Source organism: Devosia ginsengisoli (genome assembly GCF_024707105.1).
GTDB classification, from domain to species: domain Bacteria; phylum Pseudomonadota; class Alphaproteobacteria; order Rhizobiales; family Devosiaceae; genus Devosia; species Devosia ginsengisoli_A.
The window spans coordinates 789,520-815,852 of sequence record NZ_JANQAJ010000006.1 but is presented as its reverse complement, the minus strand read 5'-3'; the positions used below and the strand labels follow the sequence as shown (position 1 = coordinate 815,852).

Genomic DNA, 26,333 nt, shown 5'->3' with positions numbered 1-26,333 from the left:
CTTCGCTTAGAGCGCTTCCGCGCCCGAAATGATTTCGATGAGTTCTTTGGTGATCTGGGCCTGGCGCTGACGGTTGTAGCTCAACTGCAGCTGGCCGATCATTTCGCCGGCATTCCGGGTCGCATTGTCCATGGCGGACATCTGCGCGCCATAGAACGAGGCGGAGTTTTCCAGCAGGGCCTTGAGGATCTGCACCGCGATATTGCGCGGCAGCAGGTCTTCGACGATGGCTTCTTCGCTCGGCTCATATTCATAGGGCACGGCCGCAACATCCGCCGCGCCTTCGCCCTCTGCCTTGTCCAGCTTCGCCGGAATCAGCTGCTGGGCCGTCGGCACCTGGCTGATCACGCTGCCGAACTTGGCATAATAGAGCGTCGCCACGTCGAATTCACCGGCGTTGAACATCTCCAACACCTTGTCCGCGACCTGCTGGGCCTGGACGAAGCCGACCTGCTTGATCTCGCGGAAATTGAAGGTATCGACGATATTGCTCGGATACTGGCGGCGCAGGATATCGTGGCCCTTACGGCCCACGGTGAGAATCTTGACCGTCTTGCCCTGGCTCAGCAGCTTGGCGGCATGTTCACGCGCCAGGCGGGCGATCGAGGAGTTGAAGCCGCCCGCCAGGCCGCGCTCGCCGGTGGCGACCACCAGCAGATGCACCTGGTCCTTGCCCGTACCGCCGAGCAGCACGGGGGCATTTTCCTGACCGTCGTAGACCGCGCCGAGTGCGGCCAGCACCTTGCCCATGCGTTCGGCATAGGGGCGCGCCGCTTCGGCCGCTTCCTGGGCGCGACGGAGCTTGGCCGCCGCGACCATCTGCATGGCCTTGGTGATCTTCTGGGTCGATTTGACCGAGTCGATCCGGTTCTTGAGGTCCTTTAGCGAAGCCATGGGCTTGTCGCCTCCATGATGGCCTTAAGCCGCGTAGGTCTTCTTGATGTCGTCGAGGGCAGCCTTGAGCTGGGCCCGCGAGTCGTCGCTGAGCGCCTTTTCGGTGGCGATGGTCTTGAGCAGGTCGGCATGCTTGCCGCGCATGGCCGAGAGCACCGTCTTCTCGAAATCGGCAACCTTGTTGACCGGCAGCGAGTCGAGATAGCCATTGGCGCCGGCAAAGATCACCGCAACCTGTTCTTCCGTCTTGAGCGGGGAGAACTGCGGCTGCTTCAGCAGCTCGGTGAGACGGGCACCACGGTTCAGCAGGCGCTGGGTGGCGGCGTCGAGGTCCGAACCGAACTGGGCGAAGGCGGCCATTTCGCGATACTGGCTGAGCTCACCCTTGAGCGAGCCGGCAACCTGCTTCATCGCCTTGACCTGGGCCGAGGAGCCCACGCGCGACACCGACAGACCCACGTTCACGGCGGGGCGGATGCCCTGGAAGAACAGGTTGGTCTCGAGGAAGATCTGGCCGTCGGTGATCGAGATCACGTTGGTCGGGATATAGGCCGACACGTCGTTGGCCTGGGTCTCGATGACCGGGAGAGCGGTGAGCGAACCAAGACCGTGGTCTTCGTTGAGCTTGGCGGCGCGCTCGAGCAGGCGGGAATGCAGGTAGAACACGTCGCCCGGATAGGCTTCGCGGCCCGGCGGACGGCGCAGCAGCAGCGACATCTGGCGGTAGGCGACGGCCTGCTTGGTCAGATCGTCATAGGCGATCACGGCATGCATGCCATTGTCGCGGAAGAATTCGCCGATGGCGCAGCCGGTGAAGGGCGCGATGTACTGGAGCGGCGCCGGATCGGACGCGGTGGCGGCGATCACGACGGAATATTGCAGCGCGCCGGCTTCTTCGAGCTGACGCACGAACTGGGCCACGGTCGAGCGCTTCTGGCCGATGGCGACATAGATGCAATAGAGCTTGTCGGTTTCCGACTCGTTGGCGTCGTGGGCCGGCTTCTGGTTGAGGAAGGTGTCGAGAATGATCGCCGACTTGCCGGTCTGGCGGTCACCGATGATCAGCTCGCGCTGGCCACGGCCGATCGGGATCAGCGCGTCGATGGACTTGAGACCGGTCGACATCGGCTCATGCACCGACTTGCGCGGCAGGATGCCCGGCGCCTTGACGTCGACGCGGCGGCGTTCGGTATGCTCGATCGGACCCTTGCCGTCGATCGGGTTGCCCAGGCCATCGACCACGCGGCCGAGCAGGCCCTTGCCGACGGGGGTATCCACGATGGAGCCGGTGCGCTTGACGACATCGCCTTCCTTGATGGCGCGGTCGTTGCCGAAGATCACGACGCCGACATTGTCGGTTTCGAGATTGAGGGCCATGCCCTTGACGCCGCCGGGGAATTCGACGAGCTCGCCGGCCTGCACATTGTCGAGGCCATAGACGCGGGCGATACCGTCACCGACGGAAAGCACCTGGCCGACTTCGGAAACCTGGGCTTCCTGGCCGAAATTCTTGATCTGGTCCTTGAGGATCGCAGAGATTTCCGCGGCTTTGATGTCCATTTATCCGACCTCTTTCATGGCGATCTTCATCGCGGTCAATTTCGTCTTGAGGGAAGAGTCGATCATCTGCGATCCGACCTTCACCTGAAGGCCGCCGATCAGCGACGGGTCGACAAACTGGTTGAGCGTAACGGTCTTGCCGATCTTGCCCTTGAGCGTCGCGGCCAGCGACTTGACCTGCGCCGCGCTGAGCGGGCTGGCCGAGGTCACGTCGGCAGTCATTTCGCCACGCGCCTTGGCGGCCAGTTCGCGGAAGGCCACGATGATGGCATCGAGCGCAAACAAGCGCCCGTTGCGGGCAATGAGCTTGAGGAAGTTGGCGACCAGCGCATTGGTCTGCCCCTTGGCCAGCAGCGCATCGAGCGCCTTGGCCTTGTCGTCGCCGGCAATGACGGGCGACCGCAGGAAGCGCGCGAAATCAGCACTTTCCCCGATAAGGCGGGACACGTCCGAAAGCGACGTTTCCACCGATGCCAACTGGTTCTCGCTCTCGGCGAGATCGAACAGCGCCGACGCATATGGCCGGGCGATCTGGGTAAGCACTGAATTCTGCGCTGCCAATGCCGCTACACCCTCTTGGTTGCCTGCCCGCTCCACCGCCCTAGTTCTCTCTGGGGAAACCCGGGCGGTTGCCGACGCGTATTCTTGTCTGGGAAAGAGGCCGTCCGGAGACCCCTTCAAAGTCGCGCTCGCTCTAGCACAAGCCCCGCGCGGCTTGCAAGACGTGGGGGCGCGATTCAAATGCGGCGAAAGTGTCGCAGGGGAGTGGGGTCCCTGCTTGCAGCGTGTACCAAAAATTGGTACCCTTGCGGCCAAGGAGCATGATCATGGCGCGCAACACTTCGGTTTCACTGAACGACCATTTCATCGATTTTATCGACACTCAAGTCGAAGCGGGCCGCTATGGCTCGGCCAGCGATGTAGTGCGCGCGGGACTGCGGCTTCTTGAAGAGCACGAGGCCAAGGTCAAGGCACTGCAGGATGCTTTGATCGAGGGGGAGAAGGGGCCGTTCACCCCGTTTGACCCCGATGCATTCCTCGACGAAATGCATCACAAGTATCTCGGCTAGCATGCCACGAATCCACATTTCCCAAAGAGCCCGAAGGGACCTGGATCTCGATCTGGCGCTATTCTTTCGAGCAATGGTCCAAAACGCAGGCGGACGAATATTACCTGGCCCTTCGGAACCAACTGAAAGCTGCCCTTGCCAACCCCGATAGCGGCGTGCCCGTTACCATACGTCCAGGCCATCGGAAGCTACTTTCCGGATCGCACTTTATCTATTACCGGGCGGTCGATGATGGCATCGAGATCATTCGCGTGCTGCACCAGAATATGGATGTGCGCCGTCATCTCTGACTACATAAAACTCATCGGGTCGATATCCACCTGGACCCTGAGATTCCCGGTCACCTTCTCGGCCGAACCCAGCCAGAAGCGGACATAGCCGGAGAGGTCGAAATCCTTGCCGGATTGCGCCAGCAGTCGCACGCGATGGCGGCCGCGGACCATGGCAACGGGCGCGTCGGCCGGGCCGAACAGGCGGACGCCATCGGCCATGGGGGCGGCCGAGAGCAGCTTTTTGGCAAAGCCCATGGCCACCTCATGCTCATTGGCCGAGACGATGAGCGCGGCCAGCCGGCCGAAAGGCGGCAATCCGCCGGCTTCACGCGCCATCAGCTCATGGGCATAGAAGGCCTCGCGGTCGCCTGTGACCATGGCACGCATCACAGGATGATCGGGGTGATAGGTCTGGAGGAACGCCTTGCCGGTCTTGGAGGCGCGGCCGGCGCGGCCCGCCACCTGGGTCAGGATCTGGAAGGTCTTTTCGGCGGCGCGCGGATCGCCATGTGCCAAGCCCAGATCGGCATCGAGCACGCCCACCACGGAGAGTTTCTCGAAGTGGTGGCCCTTGGACACCAGCTGGGTGCCGATGATGAGGTCGAACTCGCCCCGCTCGATCTCGGCGAAGCGCTCGCGCAGCTGGGCATTGCTGCCCATATCCGAGGAGAGGATCACCCGCCGCGCATCGGGGAAGCGGGCAGCGGCCTCTTCGGCCACCCGTTCGATGCCGGGACCGACGGCGGTGAGGCTTTCGGTGTCGCCGCACTGGCCGCAGACCTTGGGCGTGCGCACTTCGTGCCCGCAATGGTGGCACATCAGCACGCCGCGAAAGCGGTGCTCGACCATCCAGGCGGAACAGTCCGGGCATTGATATTGATGGCCGCAGGATTTGCACAGCGTCAGCGGGGCATAGCCGCGCCGGTTGAGGAACAGCAGCGCCTGCTCGCCCCGGTCGAGGGCCGCGAAGACCTCGCGCGCCAGTTGCGGGGCGATCCACTGGCCCTTTTCCGGCCCGTCCACCCGCATGTCGATGGCCGTGACATTGGGCATGGCCGCCTCGGCAAAGCGCGAGGTCAGCAGCACATGGGCATAGCGCCCGGCATTGGCATTATTGCGCGTTTCGACCGATGGCGTGGCCGATGAGAGGATGACGCGCGCATTGCTGAGATGGGCGCGCACCACGGCCATGTCGCGGGCATGGTAGTTGACCCCGTCGGACTGCTTGTAGGCGCCGTCATGCTCTTCATCGAGCACCAGCATGCCCAGTTCGCGGAAAGGCAGGAACAAGGCCGAACGGGCACCGACCACGGCGCGCACCGAGCCATCGAGCACGCCGCGCCAGACTTTTGCCCGCTGCGCCGGGGTCATGTCGGAATGCCATTCGGCGGGCCTCGTGCCGAAGCGGCGGGTGAAGCGGGCGATGAAGGTGTTGGTCAGCGCGATTTCGGGCAGCAGGATCAGCGCCTGCCGCCCAGCCCGCAATGTGTCGGCCACCGCCTCGAAGAACACCTCGGTCTTGCCGCCGCCAGTGACGCCATCGAGCAGGGCGACGCCGAATTGCTGCGGGTCGAGCGCGGTGATCTCGTCCAGCGCCCGTTGCTGCTCGGCCGAGAGCGTGGCAATGGCGCCATCGGGATCAGGCGGCAGCACGACGGGGGGCGGCGGCATTTCGAGCCGTTCGACGGCCCCTGCCCGCTCCAGCCCCTCGATGACAGAGGGCGAAACGCCGGTGGCGCCGACCAGCGCGGCCTTGGGCCAGGCCATGTCGTCCAGCAGGGTATCGAGCACGCGCAGCCGGGCCGGGGTAAGCTTTTCCGGCTCATGGCCGGTGCGGCGATAGGCAATGACCGGCCGGGGCGGATCGAGCGCCTCGGTGGAGCGCAAAACGGCGCGCAGCACCATGCCCGGCGTTGCCAAAGTATAGCGGGAAACCCAATCGACCAGCTTGAGCAGTTCCTCGCTGAGCGGGGGAATGTCATAGGCAAGGGCGATATCGCGCAGCCGGTTATGCGCCACCATGTCCTTCGGCGCACCCCAGACCACGCCCAAAGTCAGCCGTGGACCCAGCGGCACGGCCACGATCGAGCCGCGCGTCACCACCATGCCCGGTGGAACGCGATAGCTATAGGGGGTCTCTACCGCGACCCCCACCATGACGGCGACGATATCTGGACGGTCTTCCATTTGTGCCCGTTCTGTTCGCATCCGAACATAGGGAGCGCAAGTGATTCTGCCAGCCCCGGCTATCGAAACGCTTTAGGCGACGACGAGCGTCGCGCCGGTCCTTACCGCATCATGCAGGTGGATGATGTCCTGCTGCAGCAGGCGCACGCAGCCGCTCGACACCGCCTGCCCGATGGAACGCTCGTCGGGATTGCCGTGAATGCGGTAGATCGTGTCGACATTGCCCTGGTGGATATAGAGCGTGCGCGCGCCCAGTGGATTATCGATGCCCGGCTCCATGCCGTAGCGATAGGGCTCCAGTTCGGGCTGGCGATCGATCATTTCCGAGGGCGGCGTCCATTTCGGCCAGGCACGCTTGTAGGCGATATGGGCGCGGCCCGACCAGGCATAGCCGTCACGGCCGATACCCACGCCATAGCGCGTGGCCATGCCATCGTTGCCCACGTGATAGAGGAAGCGGTTGGCCGTATCGACGACGACCGTGCCGGGCTTTTCTCCCGTCGGATCGATGACCTGCTGGCGCCAGTAGATCGGATCGACCAGCGACATGTCGGCAGCACGCAGCGGGAAAGGCTCGTCATAGACCGGGCCATACATCAGCTGCACATCGGCGGGGACCGCATGGCGGATCGGGGCGGCGGGCACGCTGGGGCGCTGGGTCGTGGTGGCACACCCCGCAAGGGCCAGGGCGGAAAGACTGGCGGCGCCGGCCATGAACTGGCGGCGGCCAAGGGAAAGACTGGTCATGACAATACTGGATAGGCGGCCTTATGGCCGCGGACAGGGAAATGGTGAAGGACGAAAAGCTCAGGCCGCTCTGGGCGGCGGCAATTCGGCCTCTGGCTGCGGCGCCGCGAGTGGCACCACCACATCGCGCCACGACCGCTGCCGGATCGAGGGGAAGACAAGTGACGCCTGGCTGACCATGACTCCGAGATCGGGATGGCAGGGCAGCACGCGCTTGCCACCCAGCGACTTGCAGGGCTTTGCCGCCATCAGGTCACCCGATGAAACATGGAGCTGGGTCGATGTCGGCGGATAGGCGCTCACGCCCAGTGACAGACTGGGCGCGGCAAGGGCGACCAGGGCCACGATCAGGACGGCAATGCTGAGCAGACGCGTCATGGCCCGGCCTTAGCCCGCCCGCCCGGCGGGTAAAAGCCTGCTCACGCCAGCGTGTTGGCCCGCCGGACATTGGGCTTCGGACATGGTGCAATTGGGCCACAGGCAGGGCGCCGTCGACTGCTGACAGGCCCTGTCAGGGATCGGGTGCAACATGACGTCCCAAGCACAGGAGAGTGTCATGACGCAGATGATCGATCGCCTGAACCATAGCGACGAGCTGGTCGCCATTGCCGAAAAAGCCGGTCTCTATGCCCTGCTGCAGCAGGCTTTGCGCCGCCAGCGGATACCGCAGCAAGTGCCGGCGCGGCTCTATGACGATCTGGGCATTCCGCCCAGCCAGCGCCCCGATTTCACCCTGCATGTCCGCTAGGGCCTTGTTTTGTCGCGTTTCCGAACCGCAAAACAGTGGCCACTTTTGCTGGAAACGCTCTAGAAGGAGCCCTTGATTCCCGCCGTGATCTCGGCGCTGCGCAGACCGGCCGCGGCCGTGGCTACCGTATTGCTGATCAAGGTATCGGTATTGGCGTCGTAGACCTTGGTATCGCCGCGCTGCTCGAAGATGTGGTCATAGCGGGCCGCCAGGGTCAGCTCGGCATTGCGGCCAAGGGCGAAACCGACATCGACGCCGGCGGTAAAGGTCGGCGCGACCCACAGCGAATCCACGAAATGCAGCGGCGGAATGCGCAGATAGTGATCGTCGGTGGCGACGCCCAGGAACGTCAGCCCGCCCCGCAGCAGCCCGCCGACGCGGAAATTGCCGTAATGCTCCTCGCCGTCGACGCCCAGGAACAGCTCCGGGAGTTGCTGGCGATAGGTGATGCCCGCCACACCATCGGGAATGCTGCCGGCAATGTCGCGGAAGCCGCCGCCGCTGGAATAGGTGTAGGTGCCGCCATAGGCGGTCCATTGCACATCGGAATATTTGATGCCGCCATGCGCCCGGATGACCGCGCTGCCGTCATTGACCAGTTCGTAGCCCAGCGCGGCCGCGCCGGTGAAATAATGGTCGAGCCTTGTATCGGGATGCTGGCTGCGATGGGACCAGTCGGCAAAGGTATCGTCGCCCTTGAGCCAGTCGTAATCTTCCATATAGCCGCTGCCGAAACCGGCCATGCTGCCTTCGAGGCTGGCGCTGAGGCCGCCACCGAAATCCACGGCAATGCTGCCACGCAGCACCGGCGTCAGGGTCTGCCAGATCAGGTGGCTGACCGTATAGTCGCCGCTGAGCACCTTTTCGTTGCCTTCAAGATACATGACGCCGAGGCTGGCATTGGCGCGCACCGTATCGTCGGGAGCGTAGTTCACCGTGGCGCCGCCGCCCCAATAGGGGTCCTGCCGCCACATATCGGGAGACTGGGCCATGGCGGTTCCGGACCCGAGCGACGCCAGAATGCCGAGGGCGGGAATGAATGAAATGCGCATCGGCCTGTCTCCTTTGCAACAACCATGGCCGAGCCGGGTTAAGGTTGGGTTTACCATGCCGGACCAGACTGCAGCCATGGTCGATTCCGCCTTTGCCAGTGACGAATTCATCCGCGCCCAGCTTGCCGGCTGGCAGCGCGAGCTCGGCTCGGTGCGCCGGCTGGCACCCAATACGCTCGAAGCCTACAGCCGCGATGTCGGCCAGTTCCTGAGCTTTCTCGCCGGCCATACCGGCGGGCCGGTGACGCTGGCAACGCTGAAGGAGCTGCGCGGCGCCGATATTCGCGCCTTCATGGCGCAGAGGCGCGCGGAAAGCCTGGGCTCGCGCTCGCTGGCGCGGGTGCTGTCGGCGCTCAAGAGCTTCTTCCGCTTCCTCGAACGCGAAGGCGTGGTGGCGACCGAGGCGCTCAACGTGATCCGCACACCCAAACTGCCCAAGAGCCTGCCCAAGGCGCTGACCGTGATCGAGGCGCGGCAGACCATCACCACGACTGCTGACATGGAGGAGCGCCCTTGGGTGGCGGCGCGCGACATGGCGGTGCTGTCGCTGTGTTATGGCGCGGGCCTGCGTATTTCCGAGGCTCTGGCGCTGACCTCGGGCGATCTCGAAAGCCAGGTTCTGCGGGTGACCGGCAAGGGCGGCAAGGTGCGGCTGGTGCCTGTCATCGAACCAGTGCGCAAGGCGATCGACCTCTATATCGAGCTCTGCCCGTTCAAATCCTGGCCGGAGGAGCCTTTGTTTCGCGGGGTCAAGGGCGGGGTGCTGTCGCCGCGGCTGATCCAGCAACGGATGGTGCAGTTGCGCAGTGCATTGCAACTGCCACCCTCGGCCACGCCGCATGCGCTAAGGCATTCATTTGCAACGCATTTACTGGGTCGCGGCGGCGACCTGCGGGCCATCCAGGAACTGCTGGGCCATGCCAGCCTCTCCACCACGCAGATCTATACGGCCGTCGATACGGACCGCTTGCTGGAGAGCTACCGCAAGGCGCATCCGCGGGGCTAATGTTAACGGACTGTTAGCATCGACGCGAAGAAGAAGGTGCGAACGCATTTGGCGATATCGGCCTTGCCGAACCGTCGCGCCGGTCCTATCAAACTGGCATGCACGCCACCGCGATCCTCATTTCCGCGATCCTTCTTACCGGCCCCATCAGGGACCGGAACGAGCGCTGACGTCCAGCCCTTCGTCTCACCGGCCCGCCATTCTGGCGCTCCGGTGACTGGCATGGCGGCTCCTCCCAGGACCCTTCCATGACCTCGACCGCACCAACCGCTCCCGCCCGCAACGACCCCATCGGTTACGGCCTTGCCGTGTGCGGCGCGATTCTGTTTTCCACCAAGGGCATCTTCATCAAGCTCGCCTATGGCGAGGGCGTCTCGACCGAAATGCTGCTGAGCCTGCGCATGCTGGTGGCCCTGCCGGTCTATCTGGTCATTCTCGTCACCATATTGAGCCGAGAGCCCAGATTGCGCGCCGGGCTCAGCCCGAAGCTGGTGCTATCGAGCATGGCCATCGGCATTCTGGGTTATTACCTGTCGAGCTATCTCGATTTTCTCGGGCTCAATTTCCTCACCGCACAATATGAGCGGCTGGTGCTGTTCACCTATCCCTTCTTCGTCGTGCTGTTCGGCGTCTGGTTCTTCGGCGACCGCATGGTTTGGGGCGTGGTTCCCGCCATGCTGGTGAGCTACGGGGGCCTCTTGGTGATTTTCGGCTGGAACCTGGCGGTCGATCCTGATGGCATCGTGATCGGCACACTGCTGGTGCTGGGCTCGGCCATTACCTTCGCGCTCTATCAGCACCTGGCCAAAAGGCAGATGCTGATGCTGGGTTCGGCGCTGTTCACCTGCATCGGCATGTCCACCGCCGCCATCTGCGCGATTCTGCAGAACCTGATCATCGCGGGACCACAAAGCTATCTGGCCCTGACGCCGCAGCTCTGGACCTATGGCCTGGCTTTGGGCGTGCTCGGCACGGTGCTGCCCAGCTTCCTGATGAATGCTGGCATGGCACGGATCGGGGCGCGGGCCACTTCCTCCACTGCCGCCTTCGGGCCTATCGTGACAATTGTCATTGCCGTCATCGTGCTTTCCGAACCTTTCACCCTGTTTCATGGGGTGGGCACGGCGCTGGTCCTGCTAGGATCGGTGCTGTTCACCCGTGCCGAGCGCCGGGCGCGTGGCGCAACGGGCTGAATCTTTTGCCGACGGCTTTTGGCCGCCGCAAAGCCGCTGTAATGTCCAGCCACGACTTGCGGCAGACATCTGGGAAGGGACAACCGATGAACGCATTCCAAAAGGTTCTGGGCGGAGCCGTGCTCGCCCTGGTCCTGGCCGGTGGGCTTGCCGCGCCAGCCATGGCGCAGAAGCTCGACAACAAGAAGAATCCGCCAGCCACAACCACCGCCGTGACCGGCGATATCGACTTCGGCGATGATTCGAGCCCCTGGGCCAATGACGGGGAATGCGACGATCCCCGCTTCGAAGGCTCCGGCTCGGCTGCCGAGCTGGTCGACAGCGATATTCTCAAAGACGCCACCGACTGCCGCGCCGCCTTTGCGGCCGGCACCGTGACCCTGGTCGAGGGCGGGGCAGCCGCCACCAGCGCTGCCGATATCGACTTCGGCGACGATTCCGGCCAGTGGACCAATGACAGGGAATGCGACGACCCGCGCTTTGCCGGCACCGGCTCGGCCAGCGAACTGGTCGATGACGACATTCTCAAGGACGCTACCGACTGCCGCGCCGCCTATGAGGCCGGCACGGTCCAGTTCGTGGGCGATGGCGACACGCCTGATGTCACGGAAGCCGATATCGACTTCGGCGATGATTCGAGCGAATGGGCCAATGACGGCGAATGCGACGATCCGCGCTTCGAGGGTTCGGGCACGGCCGCCGAACTGGTCGATGACGATATCCTCAAGGACGCCACCGACTGCCAGGCCGCCTATAACACCGGCACGGTGACCTTCGTGGGCGATGGCGACACACCGGCCGCCACGGCGGAAGATATCGACTTCGGCGACAATTCCAGCGAGTGGGCCAATGATGGCGAATGCGACGATCCGCGTTTCCAGGGCACCGGTTCCGCCGCCGAGCTGGTCGATGCCGACATCCTCAAGGATGCCAATGACTGCCAGTCCGCCTATGACCTCGGCACGGTGACCTTCGTGGGTGACAGCGCCGATATCGACTATGGCGACAATACCAGCGAATGGGCCAATGACGGCGAATGCGACGATCCGCGCTTCTCGGGGTCAGGCGTTGCCAGCGAACTGCTCGACGCCGATATGGGCCACGATGCCGACGATTGCCGCGCCGCCGTGGAAGCGGGCACCGCCACCTTTGGCGGCTCCGCCACGTCCCTCGCATCCACCGCCGCCTTCGACTATGGCAGCGACTGGAGCAAATGGGCCAATGACGGGGAATGCGACGACCTGCGTTTCCAGGGCCCCGGCACCGACAAGAAGCTGATGACCGACGACATGTATGGCGATGCCACCGACTGCCGCACGCTGGAAGAAGCCGGACAGGTATCGATCCGCATGGTCTATTCGCCCGAATATGCCGCCGGCGCGCCCTATGACAGCAGCCACATCGAATTTGGCGACAACAAGTCGAGCTATGCCAATGACGACCAATGCGACGACCCGCGCTTCGAAGGCCCGGACGCCGCCTCGGTGCTGCTGGACAGCGACGAATATCACGATGCCAATGACTGCAAGGCCGCCTATGAGGCCGGCACGGTCATCCTGAGCAGCGAAGCCGAGTAATTCGGCAGCAGCGGGATTTATGGACGGCGGGATGAAAGCCCCGCCGTTTTCGTTTTAGGGTGGCATTCTCGGCTCCTGCCCACCTCGCCCTTTGAGGGGTGGGACCGAGGTGGGATGGGGCCGCAACTCCCGTTTCCCTTCTCCCCTCGTGGGAGAAGGTGCCCGAAGGGCGGATGAGGGGGCTTTGAGCTACCCGCCAGCATTGAAGCATGGGATGGCGCACCATTCGGGCGTAGCCCTCATGGCCTTCTCACCTAAAATCGCTCCGCTGGAGCGATTTTGCCTTCGGCCGGTTCGAAGCCCCTCACCCGGTTTTCCGCTGAACGCGGAAAACCACCCTCTCCCACAAGGGGCGAGGGGTGGCTCCGCGCCTGGGGCAAGATCGAGCCTAACGCGAAACAGGCTCAGCGCTCGGCATTGGCCTTGATGCGGCGCAGGCCGGCAAGGATGACCTGTTCGTCGGCATCGGAAATGCCTTCGAGCAGGGAGCGAAACAGGCGCCAGCCCTGGTCGGTCATGTGGCGGAAGACCGGCACCACCTCGTGGCGCAGATAGACGCGGCGCACGCGGCTGTCATTGGCATCGGGGCGGCGCTCCACCCAGTTCTTGGCTTCGAGCCGTTCCAGCAGCTTGCCCGCGGCGGCCCGGCCCATATGGAAGATCTCGGCCAGTTCGGTCTGGGTGGCCCCTTCATGCTCGTAGATATGCATCAGGCCCCACCATTGCGCGTGAGTGATGCCATGGGCGCCCAGGCCGCGGTCGGACAGGGTCGAGACCAGTCGCGACACTTCGTGGATGGAATAGAGCACATCGGAATGCTGCCGATAGGTCGTGTCGGTCATCGATCGGATCGCCGCGCCAACCGACCCGGCCGGGTCCTGTTCCGCCTGTTTGGCCATGAGAGGTCTCCCGCATCACGCAAGGCGCACCTTATGCATCCTGTTCCTGCCCGATTCAAACAGAGAAAAATATGCATGCATACAAACTTGCGCCGGCATAATCGTATGCTAGGATACTAGCTGACGACCCCCATAAGAACTGAGCAACAGTCGGGTGGAGGAAAAGTCATCAGCATGAGTTGTTTAGGGAGCCGCGCACACAACGTGCCGGCTGGAGGAGAAGGCATGTCCAAAAAACCGGATGACGACGACGACAATGCGCTGAGCCGGCGCGAATTCTTCAAGCAGGGCGCCGCGGCCGGCGTGGGAGCCGTGGGCCTCACCGCCATCGGCGCCACGGGCGCGCAGGCGGCCGACGCCAACGATACCGAATGGGACTACGAGGTCGACGTGGTCATTCTCGGCGGCGGCGGCGTAGGCCTCACCGCGGCGGTGCGGGCACGCGACCTGGGCGCCTCGGTGCTGGTGGTCGAGCAGAATTACGACCTGGGCGGCAAGCTGGCCCATAGCGGCGGCTGGACCTCGCTGGGCGGCGGCGACGCCATCCAGGAGCGCGATCGGCTCGGACTGGACCCCGACGGGCTGGGCCTGACCGCCCCGCTGCATCCGTCCGAGGATTTCGAGGACGACCCGGAGCGCCTCTTCACCGACATGACCGACTGGTCGGTGGTCAATGACGGCGCGGTGGCCGAATATCGCTACAACGACCGCGAACTGCACCGCGCCTGGGCCGACAATGCCCCTGCCGTGCGGCAGTTCCTGATGGACAACCATATCCGCTTCAGCCGCATTGCCGGCACCCATTACGGCGGCGGCGTGAGCCGGGCCCGCGCGCCCTGGGCGATGATCAAGCTGGGCGACGTCACCGATATCGAGGCAGGCACCATCACCACCGAGGATGCCGGCAGCACCGAGGAGGAACGCAGTTCGCCCTTCAACCACCAGTCCATGGGCCCGGCACCCTCGGCCACCGGCTTCGGCGCGCCGGGCTGGATCTATGGCGGCTTCGTCATCGCCCGCTCGCTCGAATACAGCGCGCGCAAGAAGGGCGTGCGCTTCATGGTCAACCGGCACCTGGACGAGGTGATCCGCGAGCAGCAGTTTTCGGGCCGCGTGCTCGGCGTCAAGGCGAGCTATACGCCGCGCTTCGACCCCGAAACCGGCGAGCGCCTGGAAAGCTGGTGGAGCGACGGCAATATCGACGAGACCAAGGAGGTCATCAATATAAGGGCGCGCCGCGGCGTCATCATCGGCACGGGCGGCTATATGGGCAATATCCCGTTCCGCACCATGTTCGACCCGCGCATGAGCGAGCCATCCATCCAGTATGGCGACGGGCTGATGGGCGTGCGCCATGAGGATGCCAGCGGCATCGTCGCCAGCATGCGGGTGGGTGCCAACCTGGCCGGCATGCTGCAGCCCTATGGCTATAGCCTGGGCACGCCGCACCTGGTCGGCACGATCGGCACGCGCGCCGTCTATGACGCCGTGATGCCGGGACACCCGGTCTTCAAGTTCATCCGCGCCTTCGGCATTCCGATCGGCGGGGGCGGCTGGGAACATGTCATCGCCGTCAACCAGGTGGGCAAGCGCTTCTACAACGAGAGCTCGATCGCGGCCAATGCCGATACCCATGCCGCCTATCCGCCCGGCTCGTCGGGGACGAACAACCCGTTCACCCCGCTCGACTGGCGCAACAGCAGCGTCGAGCATGTGCGCGACACCTATAACAAGGGCGCGGCGGCCGATGCGGCCCTGGCCATGAATGAAGGCTCGCGCGGGCCGGACTATGCCTCGGGACCGGTCTGGGCGATCTTCGACCAGAATGCGGTGGACGCCAATGGCTGGGACCTGCGCCACCCCTATATCGCCGAGCCGCCGGACGGGTTCTTCCACAAGGCGGACACGCTGGCCGAACTGGCCCGCAAGGTCACCGAGAACCCCTACCAGCATATGCCGCTCAAATATCTCGAGGAGACGGTGGCCAAGTATAACGCTGCCGCCGAAGCGGGCGTGGACGACGAGTTCGAAAAACCCGTCATGCACAAGATCGAGACCGGCCCCTTCTATGCCGCGATCATCCCGCTGGCGGTCAACGATTCCTATGGCGGGCTGCGCATCAACGGCAAGGCCCAGGTGATGGACATGAACGGGCAGGCCATACCCGGCCTCTATGCCGGCGGCGAAGCCAGCGGCGGCGGCCGCCAGCACGGCATCGGCCGGGCCACGGTCACCGGCTATATGGCCGCGACCAATATCGTGCAGGAACCGCTGATCTGATCATGCCTGTCCCGGCGGCAGCCATGCCGCCGGGTTCCACCAATGGAAGGGAGAACGATGACTTCAGTGAAAGGGGGCCGAAAGCTCTGGCTTGCCGTCCTGGGCGGGGCGGCACTGTTCGCCGCAGCGGGGCCAGCCACGCTGGCCCAGGACAATACCGATGCCGACATGCTCAAGGAGGGCCGCCGCGTCTATGTCGAAGGCAGCTGCGCCAATTGCCATGGTCCCAAGGGCGCCGGCGGGGTGAGCGTCGACTTCCCCAAGGGCCCCAACCTGCGCACCAGCGCGCTGGACCGGCAGACCATGCTCGACATCATCAGCTGCGGCCTGCCCGGAACGCGCATGCCGGGCTGGCTCAAGGGCGCCTATACTGACGTGTCCTGCTTCGGCGAAGAGCTGGGGCCGATCCCCGCAGGCGTCCAGGTCAACGGCGCCTTCACGCTCGAGGAACTCGAGGCGCTGGTGACCTATATCGAAAAGGACTTCATGCGGCGTTAAAGCAAGGCGGCTCAGGCCGCCTTGCGCTCCACCATCATCTTCTTGATTTCGGCGATGGCCTTGGCCGGGTTCAGCCCCTTGGGGCAGACCTTGGCGCAGTTCATGATCGTGTGGCAGCGATAGAGCTTGAACGGATCTTCGAGGTCATCGAGCCGCTCCTGCGTGGTCTCGTCGCGCGAATCGATCAGCCAGCGATAGGCTTGCAGTAGGGCCGCCGGGCCGAGATATTTTTCGCCATTCCACCAATAGCTCGGGCAGGAGGTGGAGCAGCAGGCGCAGAGAATGCACTCATAGAGCCCGTCGAGCTTGGCGCGCTGCGGCACCGACTGGGTCCATTCCTTTTCCGGCGTGGGCGAAGTGGTCTTGAGCCAGGGCTCGATGGCGCGGTGCTGGGCATAGAAGGTGCTGAGGTCGGGAACGAGGTCCTTCACGACAGGCATATGCGGCAGCGGGTAGATCTTGATCGGGCCGGTGGAGTCATCCATGCCCTTGGTGCAGGCCAGCGTGTTGAGCCCGTTGATATTCATCGAGCACGAACCGCAAATGCCCTCGCGGCAGGAGCGGCGCAGGGTGAGGGTCGGATCGACCTTGTTCTTGATCCACAGCAGGCCATCGAGGATCATCGGGCCACAATCGTCGAGATCGACGAAATAGGTATCGATGCGCGGATTGGCGCCCTGGTCGGGATCGTAGCGATAGATGTGATACTCGCGCAGCCTGTTAGCATTGGCGGGCTTGGGCCAGGTCTTGCCCTTGGTGGGGCGATCGGCCTTGGGGAGCATCAGTTCGACCATGGGTCGGTCTTCCTTCTCAACACACGCCGCTCAACCGGCGCGAAATTCTAGTAGTTCGGCTTGCAGATCTGGTTCGATTTGGCGACGTAGGTATTGTAGGCGTTGTAATCGCCCGATGCCGGCGAGGCAGTGCCCTTCATCGCGGCGATGACCACACCCATGAAGCGCTCGTCGATCAGCGTCATGGCCGCATCGGCCTTGCAGCCGCAGAGCTGCGCATCCTGCGCGATGCCCATGCAGACGGCATAGAATTCATCCTTCTGCGCCTGGCTGGGCGCGGCGAGAGCCGGGACGGTCAGCAGGCCCAAGGCGGCCAGAATGGCGAAAAATCTCATCTCAGCTCCTTGCGAATGACCTTGCTCATTGCCCGATCGCCCGCTCATAGACCACGTCGCCGATGGCTTCGGCCGCAGCCGGCGCGACCACCCATTGGCAGTTGCGCAGGGTGAATTGACGCCCCGCCTCGAGGAACACGTCGCAACTGTCGCTGCCCCCGGCCAGCAGGCCATCGTCATAGATGCGCTGGAATTTTTCGGCGGCGAACACATAGCGCCCGCCGGCCTGGTTACACTCGACCAGGTTGTTGACGCCGCCACAATCGAGCAGGGTCAACGCGCCTTCGACGCCGCCCGACAGGCACATCTGGCTGGATATGGAATAGCCGGGATCGGCCCGTTGCGCGTCGATATCGGCGCTCCAGCTGGCGCGGTTCCAGCAGCCCTGCATGGCCGCGGCAAAGCCTTCGGCGGTCTCCGATACGGCATGGGCGGGAGCCGAGGCTCCCGCCAGCATTGCTGCAATCGCGAGTGCCAGAGGCTTCATCTCAATACACGCGCGCCTTGGGCGCGATCTTCTTCAAATCGATGCCGCCTTCGCTCTGGGGGGTCAGCGGATCGACATGGACCGGGCGATAGCCCAGCCGCACGGCGCCGGTATCGGTGTCGATCCAGCTCAGCGTATGCTTGCGCCAGTTCTCGTCGTCGCGGCTGGGATAATCCTCATGCGCGTGGGCGCCGCGCGATTCGTGGCGCGCCTCGGCCGAAACCACGGTCACCATGGCATTGGCCATGAGATTTTCGAGCTCGAGCGTTTCGACCAGATCGGTATTCCAGATCAGGCTGCGGTCGGTGACCTGCACATCGGCGAGGCGGCCATAGATCTCGGTCATGCCCTTGACGCCACTCTTGAGCGACTCGTCGGTGCGGAACACGGCGGCATCGGCCTGCATGGTGCGCTGCATCTCGTCGCGCAGCTTGGCCGTGGGCTGGCTGCCCGACGCGTTGCGCAACCGGTCGAAGCGGGCGAGAATCCTGTCGTCCTGCGCCTTGTTGATGCCGGGAACGGGCGCGGCCTTGTCGAGCACCTTGCCGGCGCGCAAAGCGGCGGCGCGACCGAAGACCACGAGGTCGGTCAGCGAATTGGAGCCCAGCCGGTTGGCGCCATGCACCGAGGCGCAGGCGGCTTCGCCGACGGCCATCAGGCCCGGCACGACGCGATCGGGATTGTCCGGCGTGGGATTCAGCACCTCGCCGTGATAATTGGCGGGAATGCCGCCCATATTATAGTGCACCGTCGGCAGCACCGGGATGGGCTCGCGGGTGAGGTCGACGCCGGCGAAAATCTTGGCCGACTCCGTGATGCCCGGCAGGCGCTCATGGAGCACCTTGGGGTCGAGATGGTCGAGATGGAGGTAGATATGGTCCTTCTTGGGACCCACGCCCCTGCCCTCGCGGATCTCGAGCGTCATGCAGCGGGAGACCACGTCGCGGCTGGCAAGGTCCTTGGCATTGGGGGCATAGCGCTCCATGAAGCGCTCGCCTTCCGAATTGGTCAGATAGCCGCCCTCGCCGCGCGCGCCTTCGGTGATGAGGACGCCGGCGCCATAGATGCCGGTGGGGTGGAACTGCACGAATTCCATGTCCTGCAAAGGCAGGCCGGCGCGGGCCACCATGCCATTGCCGTCGCCGGTGCAGGTATGGGCTGAAGTGGCCGAGAAATAGGTGCGGCCATAGCCGCCCGTGCCCAGCACGACCAGTTTGGCGCGGAAGCGGTGCAGGGTGCCGTCGTCGAGCTTCCAGGCAATGACGCCCTGGCAGGAGCCATCCTCGCCCATGATCAGGTCGAGGGCGAAATATTCGATATAGAATTGCGCATTGTTGCGCAGGCTCTGGCCGTAAAGCGTGTGGAGGATGGCGTGGCCGGTACGGTCGGCGGCGGCGCAGGTGCGCTGCACCGGCGGGCCTTCGCCGAATTCGGTCATGTGGCCGCCGAACGGGCGCTGGTAGATCTTGCCCTCATTGGTGCGGCTGAAGGGAACGCCGTAATGTTCGAGCTCATAGATCGCCGCCGGCGCCTCGCGGGCCAGGTACTCCATGGCGTCATTGTCGCCCAGCCAGTCCGACCCCTTGACGGTGTCATACATGTGCCACTGCCAGGAATCCGGCCCCATATTCTGCAGCGAGGCGGCGATGCCGCCCTGCGCCGCCACGGTGTGTGACCGGGTGGGGAAGACCTTGGTGATGCAGGCGGTGTTGAAGCCCTGCTCGGCCATGCCGAGCGTGGCGCGCAGACCCGCGCCGCCGGCGCCAACCACGACCACGTCGAATTCGTGGTCGATGAGTTCGTATTGCGCCATTGCGTTAACCCCAGAAGACGAGCTTGAGAAGCGCGGCGACCCCGGCCACCGCGACGAGAATGCAGAACAAGGTGTTGAGCAGCATCAGCAGGCGATAGATTCTGCCCGCGAAATAATCTTCGAGCGTATCGCGCATGCCGTTGCGCATATGCACTGTCACCACGACCAAAAGCGCCGCCAACGGCAGGCCGATCCAGGCATTGCCCAGCACGGAGACCATGTCCGGCCGATCCTGCCCGGCCAGCCGCACCACCACGAACAGCAGAAAGATCAGAAAGGCGATATTGATCGCCCCGGTCACCCGCTGGGTGATGAAATGCCGGGTCGAGGCCCGCGCATTGCCGTATTTGGTCTTGGGATTGGCGACCATGTCGCGGGTAATGACGGTGTCGCGCATCATGCCATCCAGACGAAAACGGTCCAGACCAGGAGGGTCAGGACGATGGAAGCGATCAGATTGGCCCAGGCCAGCGCCTCGCGCTGCCCCGGCTCCATGCCGATGATGAAATCCCAGATGAAATGGCGGATGCCGCCCAGCATGTGATGGATCAGCGACCAGGTGAAGCCGAACAGCACCAATTGGCCGAACCAGGAGCCATAGATGGCATTGACCACATTGAGCGCTTCCTGCCCGCTGGCGGCGGCGACCAGCCAGGCGACCAGCAGCACCGTGCCGGCATAATTGGCGATGCCGGTAGCCCGATGGACGATCGACATCGTCATCGTGATGGTCCAGCGGTAGATTTGCAGATGCGGCGAAAGGGGGCGGGAGCGAACCGTCATGAAGCCTCGCTGGCGCGCGGCTCTGCCGCTCGCAGTTTGGAATGGTTTGAGACTTCTAGCGCCCAAAGGTTACAAAATCAAAGCGCCGGACTGCAACTTTTGGCGCATTCCGCACTTTGTTCGTGGAGCGCACGAGGTGTGCGCGGAACGGACGAAGTGGCCTGCGGTGGTGGTTTGGACCCTGGGGACATCGGGCAATCCGGCACAATCCCGGAGGCAGCCGGTCCGCTCGGCTGCCATCACTCTCGCGGGGCGAGCGGTCGGCATGTTTCGGTCAGCTAACCAGAAAGAAGCCACCGACCGGGCGGCCCATGACCACCGTAGATCGCCGGCCCCCGGCTGGCGCTGGAAAGTGAGGTGCACGGTCCCGCTCTCGGCGGTTTCTGCCTTGACGGTGTAACCGGCTTCCAGCCCGCGCAGGTCGTCCCACAGACGGATGCCGCGTCCGAGCAGGATGGGTGTGATGGCGACATGCAGCCTGTCGACAAGACCGGCCTTGAGAGCGTCGCGAACGATGGTGAGGCCGCCGCCAATGCGTATATCCTTGCCATTGGCGACGCGCGCCGCCTGCTGGAGCGCATCGGCGAGCGCGGTGCTGAGAAAATGAAACGTGGTGCCCCCTTCCATTTCGATGGGGGGCCGCGGCTTGTGCGTGAGAACGAAGACCGGAACGCGGAAGGGCGGCTCTTCTCCCCACCAGCCGCGCCAGTCGGGATCGTTGGGATGCGCGTGAAGCCCGAACATGCCGCGCCGATAATCTCGGCTCCGATAGTTGAGAAATAGGCCTGGGCATATTGCTCGTCGATGCCGGTAGTGCCTGCTCCGGACCTGTCCTTGAACACGCGCTCACGCACCGTTCGGGTGGCGGCATAGGCAGCAACCAGACGCGGCCAGTCATCGCCGAACGGATTGTCGGGCGTCTGATCCGTGGTGGTCGCGAAACCGTCCAGGGAAATGTTGAGATCGACACGAACGGCCATTGGCGCCTCCTGATAGTAAGGTAGATGCCTTAATAATTCAGATGGAATACAAAGGCAAGTGCCTTATTGTTGTTGACGCAACTGCACGATCCACCTTACCGTGGCGCATGCCTTATCATTCGACCCCGCTCGACCTTGCCTTTCACGCCCTCAGCGACCCCACCCGCCGCGCCGTGGTGTCACGGCTTGCCGAAGGGGAGATGCCTGTGACTGTTCTGGCCGAGCCCTTCGACATGGCGCTGCCCTCCTTCGCCCAGCATCTCAAAGTGCTGGAAGAGTGCGGGCTGATTGCCAGCGAGAAGCGCGGGCGCAGCCGCTGGTGCCGGCTGGAGCGGGCGCGCTTCGACGAGGCGGCAAACTGGATGGAAGCGGAGCGCCGCGGCTGGGCCGAGCGGCTCGACCGGCTGGAAGCCTATCTGGACAGGACGGAAAGAGAATGAGCATGGAAAAGCTGTTCGAGACCTGGTCGCTCGATCGCGAGATCGTTCTGGTCAAGGTGCTGAAGCATCCGCGCCGCAAGGTCTTCGCCGCCTGGATGGATCCGGAGGCGCTGGCCCAATGGTATGGTCCGGCCGGCCTCGTCATCGAGAATCATGAGGCCGATATCCGCGAGGGTGGCGTGTGGCGCTTCGACATGGTGGGCGAGTTCGAAGGCCAGCAGCAGCGCTTCCCCAACATGATGCGCTTCCTCAAGATCGTGCCCGGCGAACTGATCGTGGTGGATTACGGCACTCCGGAGCCCGACGATCCCGAGCGCTTCTACATGACCATTACCTTCGATGAACAGGCCGACGGCAAGACCGTGCTGACCATGCGCCAGCTTCACCCAAGTCGCGAGCGGCGGCAGGCGGTCATCGACTTCGGCGCGGTGGAATATGGACTGCAGACCCTGGACGGCCTTGCCACCTGGCTGGATGGCTGAACGCTGCTGCCGCATCGGTTCGGGCGGCGGCGTTTATTGTCGGGTGGAAGGCGAAAGCAGGCCTTGTCGGATGCAGGACTGCAAGATGTCGAATACACGTTCGTCCATCTGCGCAACGTTGAAGCGCATATAGGCGCCCGCAGTCTGTGCGACGCTGAAGGCGTTGCCCGGTGCGAGAACGAGCCCCGAAGCCAGAGCAAGGCGCGCCACCTCGGCAGAATCCATGCCGGCGGGCAGGCGGCACCAGAGGAATATGCCGGCGCGCGGCTCAATCCAGGGCATGACGCCGATCTCGCGGAGACGCTCCCCCACTTCGCGGCGCGCGCGTTCGAGCCTGACCCGCAGGGCGGCGGCATGTTTGCGAAAGCCGCTATCGCTCAGCACGGCATGCATGAGTTCCTCGTTCAGCCGCGCCCCGCCGAACATGGTCGCGATCTTGAGATCGATCAGCCCCTCGATCCATTCCGGCCGGGCCGCAACGAAGCCGCAGCGGGCCGATGCCGACAGGGTCTTCGAGAAGCTGCCGATCTGGATCACCCGATTGAGCCCGTCGAACCCGGCAAGCCGCGGCGCCGGCACATGCTCGAAGTCAGCGAAGATGTCGTCCTCGATGATGATCAGCCCATGCTGGTCGGCCAGCTTGAGGACGCGGTGCGCGGTGACCGGCGACAGGATGGCCCCTGTCGGATTGTGCACGGCGGAATTGGTGATGTAGAGCCGCGGGTGCCGCTCGGCGAGAATGGCGGCGAAGGCGTCGATATCCGGCCCGGTCGGCGTGTAGGGCACGCTGACCATCCTGATGCGATGCGCCCGCAACAGGGCCTGGAAATTGAAATAGCATGGATCGTCCACCAGCACGGTGTCGCCCGGCTCGAGCAGGTATCGACACAGCAGATCGATGGCCTGCGTGCCGCTTTCGGTCAGCATGATCTGATCGGGAGATGCTTCCACACCACGCTCGCCCAGCCGCCGGCTGATCAACTGGCGGAGCGGCGGCAATCCCAGTGGCGAGCCATAATTCGCCAGCGCTTCGGCACGGCCCCGCGATACGGTACGCAGAGCCTTGCGGATAACCTGCTGCGGCAACCACGATGCCGGCATCCAGCCGCAGCCCGGCTTCAGCACGGCCTCGTCCCCTTCCAGCGATTGCCGGGATATCCAGAGCGGATCGATGGCGCGGTCCAGCTTCGGCTCCAGCGCCGACAACTCCATCGGGGCAACCTGGGAGGCGACATAGAAGCCCGATCCCGGACGGGAGAGGATCGCCCCTTCGGCGACGAGCCGGTTATAGGCCTCCACCACGGTGGACACCGAGACCTGCATGGATCGCGCCAGCGCCCGCACCGATGGCAGCTTGGAGCCGGCGACCAAGGTCCGGGCGGCAATCCGCTGGCGAATGGTCGCCATCACCATGCCGATGCGGCTTACCGGCTCTGTCTGTATTGCTTCAGTGGCCATAACAGTTCGCTCAAACCGTACCGCACTGTAGCTGGCACTTTCGCCAGCGGCAACGGATAAGGGCCCGCGACAGGGAGCGGGTCATGGAACAGGCAAGAAGCGGCTGGATCAACGGGTTGATCGGGGTCATCATCTTCAGCGGGTCGCTGCCTGCCACCCGTGTGGCCGTACAGGCCTTCGATCCGGTATTCCTCACGGTGGCCCGCGCCGCCATTGCCGGTATCCTGAGCCTGGCACTGTTGCTGCTGTTCCGGGAGCGCCGGCCGGCCCGTGGCGACCTGGCATCACTGACCATCGTGGCCCTGGGTGTCGTCGTCGGCTTCCCGCTGCTGACCGCCCTCGCCTTGCAGCATGTCACTTCGGCGCATTCCATCGTCTTCATCGGTCTGCTGCCGCTGGCGACGGCAATCTTCGGCGTCGTCCGGGGCGGGGAACGTCCAAGGGCCGCCTTCTGGGCTTTCTCGCTGCTCGGCAGTGCCCTCGTGGCCGGGTTCGCCCTGTCGCAGGGGCTGACGGCTTCGCCGGTCGGCGATGCGCTGATGCTTGGCGCAATCGTCGTTTGCGGGCTGGGCTATGCCGAAGGCGCCAGGCTCTCGCGCAGGCTCGGCGGCTGGCAGGTGATCTGCTGGGCGCTCGTGCTGTCGCTGCCGCTGATGGGGTTGCTGACGCTGCTCTACTGGCCCGGCTCATTTGCCGATGTCGCCGCACCGGCCTGGATCAGCCTGGCCTATGTCTCGCTCTTCAGCATGTTGATCGGCTTCGTCTTCTGGTATCGCGGCCTTGCCCAGGGCGGCATTGCCGCGGTCGGCCAGTTGCAATTGCTGCAGCCGTTCTTCGGCCTGGCGCTGGCCGCCACATTGCTGCGCGAAGAGGTGACCCCGATCATGCTGCTGGTTACGGTCGCGGTCATCCTGTGCGTTATCGGGGCTCGCAGGTTCGCCCAATAGAAAGCCCGGCAATGCCGGGCTTTCGAGGAATCGCGCCGGGGTCTATTGCGCGGCGGCATCGAGGAAGGCGATGGCGGCTTCGCCGGGACGGGTGTCGTTGAAGATGTTGTAATGAGTGGCATTGGGGATGATGCGAGGCGATTGGCATTCATGCCCGAGCCGTCCCAGAGCGCATCCTGCAACCCGCCACCAAGCAGTTCGAAAAAGCTGGCGACATGGCTGGTGCGCACCGCATCCCAGTCGGCGAACATCAGAAGAGTCGGCGCCTCGATCTCCCTGACCTCGGCGGCCCAGTCGAAATCATGCATCATCATCGCCGTGACCTGCTCGATCAGGACCGGGAAGTTGTTCACATCGGGCGCGACCGCCGCATAGGATTCATAGAGCGGCGTGCCCTTCATGCCTTCGGCCATGTCGGGCGTCATCGAGCGCATGCCCTGCTGATTGTAATCGTGCCAGCCCGCCCAGGCATAGGGGGCGGAGACGGCGACCAGCCGGTCCACCAGCTCCGGATGCTGGATCGCCACGCGCAGGGCCGTACCGCCGCCCAGCGAATAGCCCATGAGGTCGGCCTTTTCGAAGCCGAGATACTGGATCACGCCGGCGACGTCGTCGGCCATGGCCTCGTAGCTCATCGGGCGATCGAAGGGCAAAGTGTGGCCATGGCCCTGCAGGTCGATGGCGATGACCTGACGGCCTTGCGCCAGCAGGGCGACATTGGGCCCGAACATGTCGATATTGGCCAGGCCCCCATGCAGCAGGACGAGCGGATCGCCCTCGCCATAAACGGCATAATAGACTTCGACGCCGTTGACGGGGGCGTAGCCGGATTTCGACGGGGCGGGCAACATGGCGGCTCCTGGAGCGGGTTGGTCGGATTGCTGGGCGGTTGCGGGCAGCGCCATGAGCGAAGCCAGCGCGGCGGTCAGGGACAGGAAGGTGCGTCTCAGCATGGGAAATCTCCTCTTCTCTGCCTTGACGACGAGCAGCAGGGAGAGAAATCGACACGCCCGGCAAATTAGCTGGCTGCCGGCGCAGGCGAATGATCGCCATCAAACGGCGCCCGGCTACGCATAGTGCTCGCAGCCAGCTATATTATGGTCTGCGGCATGGCATTGGGAGATCACGCATGGACTTCATGAAGCTGCTCAAATCGATCGAAGAGCTGCTTTACGAGATCGTCTCCTGGGCTCTGTTCTATCCGATAACGCTCTGGCGCTGCCTTCGGCATCCGCACAACATGATGAATTACGCCAAGACCGAACTCCAGGACGACGGCGTGGGGCGGTTCGATGATGCGCTCAGCCCGCCGATCTTCCTGCTGCTCACCATGTTCTTCGCCTATCTGCTGCAACTGATCGTCGAAGGGCCGTCTCCCCCGCTCGGCGGATTCTTCGACAGTGAGCAGAACCTGCTGTTTTCCCGCGCGGTGGCCTTCAGCCTCTTTCCACTCATTCTCGCGCTGCGCGATGTCAGGCAGCGTGGCGCCAGGGTCACCAAGCAGGTCCTGAAGCCGGCCTTCTACAGCCAATGCTATGCGACGGTGCCATTCGTCCTGGCGCTCGATCTGGCGCTAATCGTCAGCCAGCACGGCACGACCGCAACGACGATCGCGGCCATACTGATCTTTCTGGCCGGTCTGGCCTGGTATTTCTCGGTCGAAGTCGCCTGGGTCGAGAGCCAGGGCGAAACCCGCAGGCTCCGGGCCATCCTCGAAGTGGCAGGCAATATCCTGCTCGGCTTCGCCGTGATCCTCGCCGGCCTGACGATGGTGGCGCTTTCGATCATGAACCACGCTACCTAGTTCTCGGTCTGGAATGTCGCTGCGGCC

General features: G+C 64.0%; 27 protein-coding genes and 2 pseudogenes. 12 read left to right on the top strand and 17 right to left on the bottom strand.

Annotated features, from left to right (window positions below; translation table 11 throughout):
- Window positions 1-6 precede the first annotated feature (6 nt).
- Genes NVV79_RS07875 through NVV79_RS07865 form a run of 3 tightly spaced genes read right to left on the bottom strand, consistent with a single transcriptional unit; the run spans window position 7 to window position 3,051 of the window.
- On the bottom strand, window positions 7-894 hold the full coding sequence (locus NVV79_RS07875) for a F0F1 ATP synthase subunit gamma (protein ID WP_303987816.1): 888 nt from the start codon (window positions 892-894) through the stop codon (window positions 7-9).
- Between the two features lie 24 nt (window positions 895-918).
- Window positions 919-2,454: a F0F1 ATP synthase subunit alpha gene (gene atpA, locus NVV79_RS07870; RefSeq protein WP_303987814.1), complete on the bottom strand. Its 1,536-nt coding sequence runs from the start codon at window positions 2,452-2,454 to the stop codon at window positions 919-921.
- Window positions 2,455-3,051 carry a F0F1 ATP synthase subunit delta gene (locus NVV79_RS07865; protein WP_369684706.1) on the bottom strand — a complete coding sequence of 199 codons (597 nt, stop codon included), beginning with the start codon at window positions 3,049-3,051 and terminating at the stop codon, window positions 2,455-2,457. It lies immediately after the preceding gene.
- Window positions 3,052-3,281: 230 nt separating this feature from the next.
- Between NVV79_RS07865 and NVV79_RS07860 the strand changes: the two genes are divergently transcribed.
- Entirely contained in the window at window positions 3,282-3,524 is a 243-nt protein-coding gene (locus tag NVV79_RS07860; RefSeq protein WP_303987810.1) for a type II toxin-antitoxin system ParD family antitoxin, read from the top strand.
- Window positions 3,488-3,814 carry a type II toxin-antitoxin system RelE/ParE family toxin gene (locus tag NVV79_RS22550; RefSeq protein ID WP_369684713.1) on the top strand — a complete coding sequence of 109 codons (327 nt, stop codon included), beginning with the start codon at window positions 3,488-3,490 and terminating at the stop codon, window positions 3,812-3,814. The genes NVV79_RS07860 and NVV79_RS22550 overlap by 37 nt, the downstream gene beginning before the upstream one ends.
- Here NVV79_RS22550 and NVV79_RS07855 read toward each other — a convergent pair whose 3' ends face one another.
- From NVV79_RS07855 to NVV79_RS07845, 3 genes are all read right to left on the bottom strand, one after another.
- Complete coding sequence (locus NVV79_RS07855) at window positions 3,815-5,983, bottom strand: primosomal protein N' (RefSeq protein WP_303987808.1); 2,169 nt, start codon at window positions 5,981-5,983, stop codon at window positions 3,815-3,817. It lies immediately after the preceding gene.
- A gap of 72 nt (window positions 5,984-6,055) precedes the next feature.
- Window positions 6,056-6,730 (bottom strand): L,D-transpeptidase, encoded by a 675-nt coding sequence (locus tag NVV79_RS07850; protein ID WP_303987806.1) that lies wholly within the window; start codon window positions 6,728-6,730, stop codon window positions 6,056-6,058.
- Between the two features lie 60 nt (window positions 6,731-6,790).
- On the bottom strand, window positions 6,791-7,108 hold the full coding sequence (locus tag NVV79_RS07845; RefSeq protein WP_303987805.1) for a hypothetical protein: 318 nt from the start codon (window positions 7,106-7,108) through the stop codon (window positions 6,791-6,793).
- Window positions 7,109-7,286: 178 nt separating this feature from the next.
- Between NVV79_RS07845 and NVV79_RS07840 the strand changes: the two genes are divergently transcribed.
- Complete coding sequence (locus NVV79_RS07840; protein ID WP_303987803.1) at window positions 7,287-7,478, top strand: hypothetical protein; 192 nt, start codon at window positions 7,287-7,289, stop codon at window positions 7,476-7,478.
- Window positions 7,479-7,537: 59 nt separating this feature from the next.
- On the opposite strand, the gene NVV79_RS07835 is transcribed toward NVV79_RS07840, so the two are convergent.
- On the bottom strand, window positions 7,538-8,530 hold the full coding sequence (locus NVV79_RS07835; protein ID WP_303987801.1) for an omptin family outer membrane protease: 993 nt from the start codon (window positions 8,528-8,530) through the stop codon (window positions 7,538-7,540).
- 55 nt (window positions 8,531-8,585) lie between these two features.
- On the opposite strand from NVV79_RS07835, the gene NVV79_RS07830 reads away from it, so the two are divergent.
- The 3 genes from NVV79_RS07830 to NVV79_RS07820 all read left to right on the top strand — a co-directional run bounded on the left by NVV79_RS07830 (window position 8,586) and on the right by NVV79_RS07820 (window position 12,306).
- A complete protein-coding gene (locus NVV79_RS07830) occupies window positions 8,586-9,536 on the top strand; it encodes a tyrosine recombinase XerC (protein WP_303987799.1) in 951 nt (316 codons plus the stop codon).
- 248 nt (window positions 9,537-9,784) lie between these two features.
- Window positions 9,785-10,729, top strand: coding sequence for a DMT family transporter (locus NVV79_RS07825; protein WP_303987797.1), 945 nt, complete (start codon window positions 9,785-9,787; stop codon window positions 10,727-10,729).
- Window positions 10,730-10,815: 86 nt separating this feature from the next.
- Complete coding sequence (locus NVV79_RS07820; RefSeq protein ID WP_303987795.1) at window positions 10,816-12,306, top strand: hypothetical protein; 1,491 nt, start codon at window positions 10,816-10,818, stop codon at window positions 12,304-12,306.
- Between the two features lie 404 nt (window positions 12,307-12,710).
- Here NVV79_RS07820 and NVV79_RS07815 read toward each other — a convergent pair whose 3' ends face one another.
- The gene (locus NVV79_RS07815) at window positions 12,711-13,205 is read right to left on the bottom strand and encodes a MarR family winged helix-turn-helix transcriptional regulator (protein ID WP_303987793.1); all 495 of its coding nucleotides are present in this window, start codon (window positions 13,203-13,205) and stop codon (window positions 12,711-12,713) included.
- Between the two features lie 225 nt (window positions 13,206-13,430).
- Here NVV79_RS07815 and NVV79_RS07810 point away from each other — a divergent pair, with 225 nt between their 5' ends.
- Together NVV79_RS07810 and NVV79_RS07805 are read left to right on the top strand one after the other, a co-directional pair.
- Window positions 13,431-15,485: an FAD-binding protein gene (locus tag NVV79_RS07810; protein WP_303987791.1), complete on the top strand. Its 2,055-nt coding sequence runs from the start codon at window positions 13,431-13,433 to the stop codon at window positions 15,483-15,485.
- Between the two features lie 57 nt (window positions 15,486-15,542).
- Window positions 15,543-15,983 (top strand): cytochrome c, encoded by a 441-nt coding sequence (locus NVV79_RS07805; RefSeq protein ID WP_303987789.1) that lies wholly within the window; start codon window positions 15,543-15,545, stop codon window positions 15,981-15,983.
- Window positions 15,984-15,994: 11 nt separating this feature from the next.
- Here the strand turns inward: NVV79_RS07805 and NVV79_RS07800 are convergent, their stop codons facing one another.
- The 7 genes and pseudogenes from NVV79_RS07800 to NVV79_RS22545 form a co-directional block, all read right to left on the bottom strand.
- A complete protein-coding gene (locus NVV79_RS07800; RefSeq protein ID WP_303987787.1) occupies window positions 15,995-16,777 on the bottom strand; it encodes a succinate dehydrogenase iron-sulfur subunit in 783 nt (260 codons plus the stop codon).
- A gap of 47 nt (window positions 16,778-16,824) precedes the next feature.
- Window positions 16,825-17,112, bottom strand: a complete 288-nt coding sequence (locus tag NVV79_RS07795) for a hypothetical protein (protein WP_303987785.1) — start codon at window positions 17,110-17,112, stop codon at window positions 16,825-16,827.
- Window positions 17,113-17,137: 25 nt separating this feature from the next.
- Window positions 17,138-17,599, bottom strand: a complete 462-nt coding sequence (locus NVV79_RS07790; protein WP_303987783.1) for a hypothetical protein — start codon at window positions 17,597-17,599, stop codon at window positions 17,138-17,140.
- Window position 17,600: 1 nt separating this feature from the next.
- The gene (sdhA, locus tag NVV79_RS07785; RefSeq protein WP_303987781.1) at window positions 17,601-19,412 is read right to left on the bottom strand and encodes a succinate dehydrogenase flavoprotein subunit; all 1,812 of its coding nucleotides are present in this window, start codon (window positions 19,410-19,412) and stop codon (window positions 17,601-17,603) included.
- Window positions 19,413-19,416: 4 nt separating this feature from the next.
- Entirely contained in the window at window positions 19,417-19,809 is a 393-nt protein-coding gene (sdhD, locus tag NVV79_RS07780; protein WP_303987779.1) for a succinate dehydrogenase, hydrophobic membrane anchor protein, read from the bottom strand.
- A complete protein-coding gene (gene sdhC / locus NVV79_RS07775; RefSeq protein ID WP_303987778.1) occupies window positions 19,809-20,195 on the bottom strand; it encodes a succinate dehydrogenase, cytochrome b556 subunit in 387 nt (128 codons plus the stop codon). Before sdhC ends, sdhD begins: the two co-directional genes overlap by 1 nt.
- A gap of 342 nt (window positions 20,196-20,537) precedes the next feature.
- Window positions 20,538-21,175: pseudogene (locus NVV79_RS22545) on the bottom strand (dihydrofolate reductase family protein); the annotation flags it as partial.
- A 107-nt stretch (window positions 21,176-21,282) separates the two neighbouring features.
- Here NVV79_RS22545 and NVV79_RS07765 point away from each other — a divergent pair.
- Both NVV79_RS07765 and NVV79_RS07760 read left to right on the top strand, forming a co-directional pair.
- Window positions 21,283-21,615: a helix-turn-helix transcriptional regulator gene (locus NVV79_RS07765; RefSeq protein WP_303987775.1), complete on the top strand. Its 333-nt coding sequence runs from the start codon at window positions 21,283-21,285 to the stop codon at window positions 21,613-21,615.
- A 2-nt stretch (window positions 21,616-21,617) separates the two neighbouring features.
- Window positions 21,618-22,097, top strand: coding sequence for an SRPBCC family protein (locus tag NVV79_RS07760; protein WP_303987773.1), 480 nt, complete (start codon window positions 21,618-21,620; stop codon window positions 22,095-22,097).
- Between the two features lie 33 nt (window positions 22,098-22,130).
- Here NVV79_RS07760 and NVV79_RS07755 read toward each other — a convergent pair whose 3' ends face one another.
- Window positions 22,131-23,555: a PLP-dependent aminotransferase family protein gene (locus NVV79_RS07755; RefSeq protein ID WP_303987771.1), complete on the bottom strand. Its 1,425-nt coding sequence runs from the start codon at window positions 23,553-23,555 to the stop codon at window positions 22,131-22,133.
- An 83-nt stretch (window positions 23,556-23,638) separates the two neighbouring features.
- Here NVV79_RS07755 and NVV79_RS07750 point away from each other — a divergent pair, with 83 nt between their 5' ends.
- Entirely contained in the window at window positions 23,639-24,502 is an 864-nt protein-coding gene (locus NVV79_RS07750) for a DMT family transporter (RefSeq protein ID WP_303987769.1), read from the top strand.
- Window positions 24,503-24,741: 239 nt separating this feature from the next.
- Here NVV79_RS07750 and NVV79_RS07745 read toward each other — a convergent pair.
- A pseudogene (locus NVV79_RS07745) lies at window positions 24,742-25,353 on the bottom strand (alpha/beta fold hydrolase); the annotation flags it as partial.
- 278 nt (window positions 25,354-25,631) lie between these two features.
- On the opposite strand from NVV79_RS07745, the gene NVV79_RS07740 reads away from it, so the two are divergent.
- Entirely contained in the window at window positions 25,632-26,306 is a 675-nt protein-coding gene (locus tag NVV79_RS07740; protein ID WP_303987767.1) for a permease, read from the top strand.
- The last annotated feature ends 27 nt before the right edge of the window (window positions 26,307-26,333 follow it).

Bases quoted from the DNA above. Each gene is read 5' to 3' on its own strand.
- NVV79_RS07875 (WP_303987816.1), bottom strand. From the start codon at position 894: ATGGCTTCGCTAAAGGACCTCAAGAACCGGATCGACTCGGTCAAATCG.
- atpA (WP_303987814.1), bottom strand. From the start codon at position 2,454: ATGGACATCAAAGCCGCGGAAATCTCTGCGATCCTCAAGGACCAGATC.
- NVV79_RS07860 (WP_303987810.1), top strand. From the start codon at position 3,282: ATGGCGCGCAACACTTCGGTTTCACTGAACGACCATTTCATCGATTTT.
- NVV79_RS07855 (WP_303987808.1), bottom strand. From the start codon at position 5,983: ATGGAAGACCGTCCAGATATCGTCGCCGTCATGGTGGGGGTCGCGGTA.
- NVV79_RS07850 (WP_303987806.1), bottom strand. From the start codon at position 6,730: ATGACCAGTCTTTCCCTTGGCCGCCGCCAGTTCATGGCCGGCGCCGCC.
- NVV79_RS07845 (WP_303987805.1), bottom strand. From the start codon at position 7,108: ATGACGCGTCTGCTCAGCATTGCCGTCCTGATCGTGGCCCTGGTCGCC.
- NVV79_RS07840 (WP_303987803.1), top strand. From the start codon at position 7,287: ATGACGCAGATGATCGATCGCCTGAACCATAGCGACGAGCTGGTCGCC.
- NVV79_RS07835 (WP_303987801.1), bottom strand. From the start codon at position 8,530: ATGCGCATTTCATTCATTCCCGCCCTCGGCATTCTGGCGTCGCTCGGG.
- NVV79_RS07830 (WP_303987799.1), top strand. From the start codon at position 8,586: ATGCCGGACCAGACTGCAGCCATGGTCGATTCCGCCTTTGCCAGTGAC.
- NVV79_RS07825 (WP_303987797.1), top strand. From the start codon at position 9,785: ATGACCTCGACCGCACCAACCGCTCCCGCCCGCAACGACCCCATCGGT.
- NVV79_RS07820 (WP_303987795.1), top strand. From the start codon at position 10,816: ATGAACGCATTCCAAAAGGTTCTGGGCGGAGCCGTGCTCGCCCTGGTC.
- NVV79_RS07815 (WP_303987793.1), bottom strand. From the start codon at position 13,205: ATGGCCAAACAGGCGGAACAGGACCCGGCCGGGTCGGTTGGCGCGGCG.
- NVV79_RS07810 (WP_303987791.1), top strand. From the start codon at position 13,431: ATGTCCAAAAAACCGGATGACGACGACGACAATGCGCTGAGCCGGCGC.
- NVV79_RS07805 (WP_303987789.1), top strand. From the start codon at position 15,543: ATGACTTCAGTGAAAGGGGGCCGAAAGCTCTGGCTTGCCGTCCTGGGC.
- NVV79_RS07800 (WP_303987787.1), bottom strand. From the start codon at position 16,777: ATGGTCGAACTGATGCTCCCCAAGGCCGATCGCCCCACCAAGGGCAAG.
- NVV79_RS07795 (WP_303987785.1), bottom strand. From the start codon at position 17,112: ATGAGATTTTTCGCCATTCTGGCCGCCTTGGGCCTGCTGACCGTCCCG.
- NVV79_RS07790 (WP_303987783.1), bottom strand. From the start codon at position 17,599: ATGAAGCCTCTGGCACTCGCGATTGCAGCAATGCTGGCGGGAGCCTCG.
- sdhA (WP_303987781.1), bottom strand. From the start codon at position 19,412: ATGGCGCAATACGAACTCATCGACCACGAATTCGACGTGGTCGTGGTT.
- sdhD (WP_303987779.1), bottom strand. From the start codon at position 19,809: ATGCGCGACACCGTCATTACCCGCGACATGGTCGCCAATCCCAAGACC.
- sdhC (WP_303987778.1), bottom strand. From the start codon at position 20,195: ATGACGGTTCGCTCCCGCCCCCTTTCGCCGCATCTGCAAATCTACCGC.
- NVV79_RS07765 (WP_303987775.1), top strand. From the start codon at position 21,283: ATGCCTTATCATTCGACCCCGCTCGACCTTGCCTTTCACGCCCTCAGC.
- NVV79_RS07760 (WP_303987773.1), top strand. From the start codon at position 21,618: ATGGAAAAGCTGTTCGAGACCTGGTCGCTCGATCGCGAGATCGTTCTG.
- NVV79_RS07755 (WP_303987771.1), bottom strand. From the start codon at position 23,555: ATGGCCACTGAAGCAATACAGACAGAGCCGGTAAGCCGCATCGGCATG.
- NVV79_RS07750 (WP_303987769.1), top strand. From the start codon at position 23,639: ATGGAACAGGCAAGAAGCGGCTGGATCAACGGGTTGATCGGGGTCATC.
- NVV79_RS07740 (WP_303987767.1), top strand. From the start codon at position 25,632: ATGGACTTCATGAAGCTGCTCAAATCGATCGAAGAGCTGCTTTACGAG.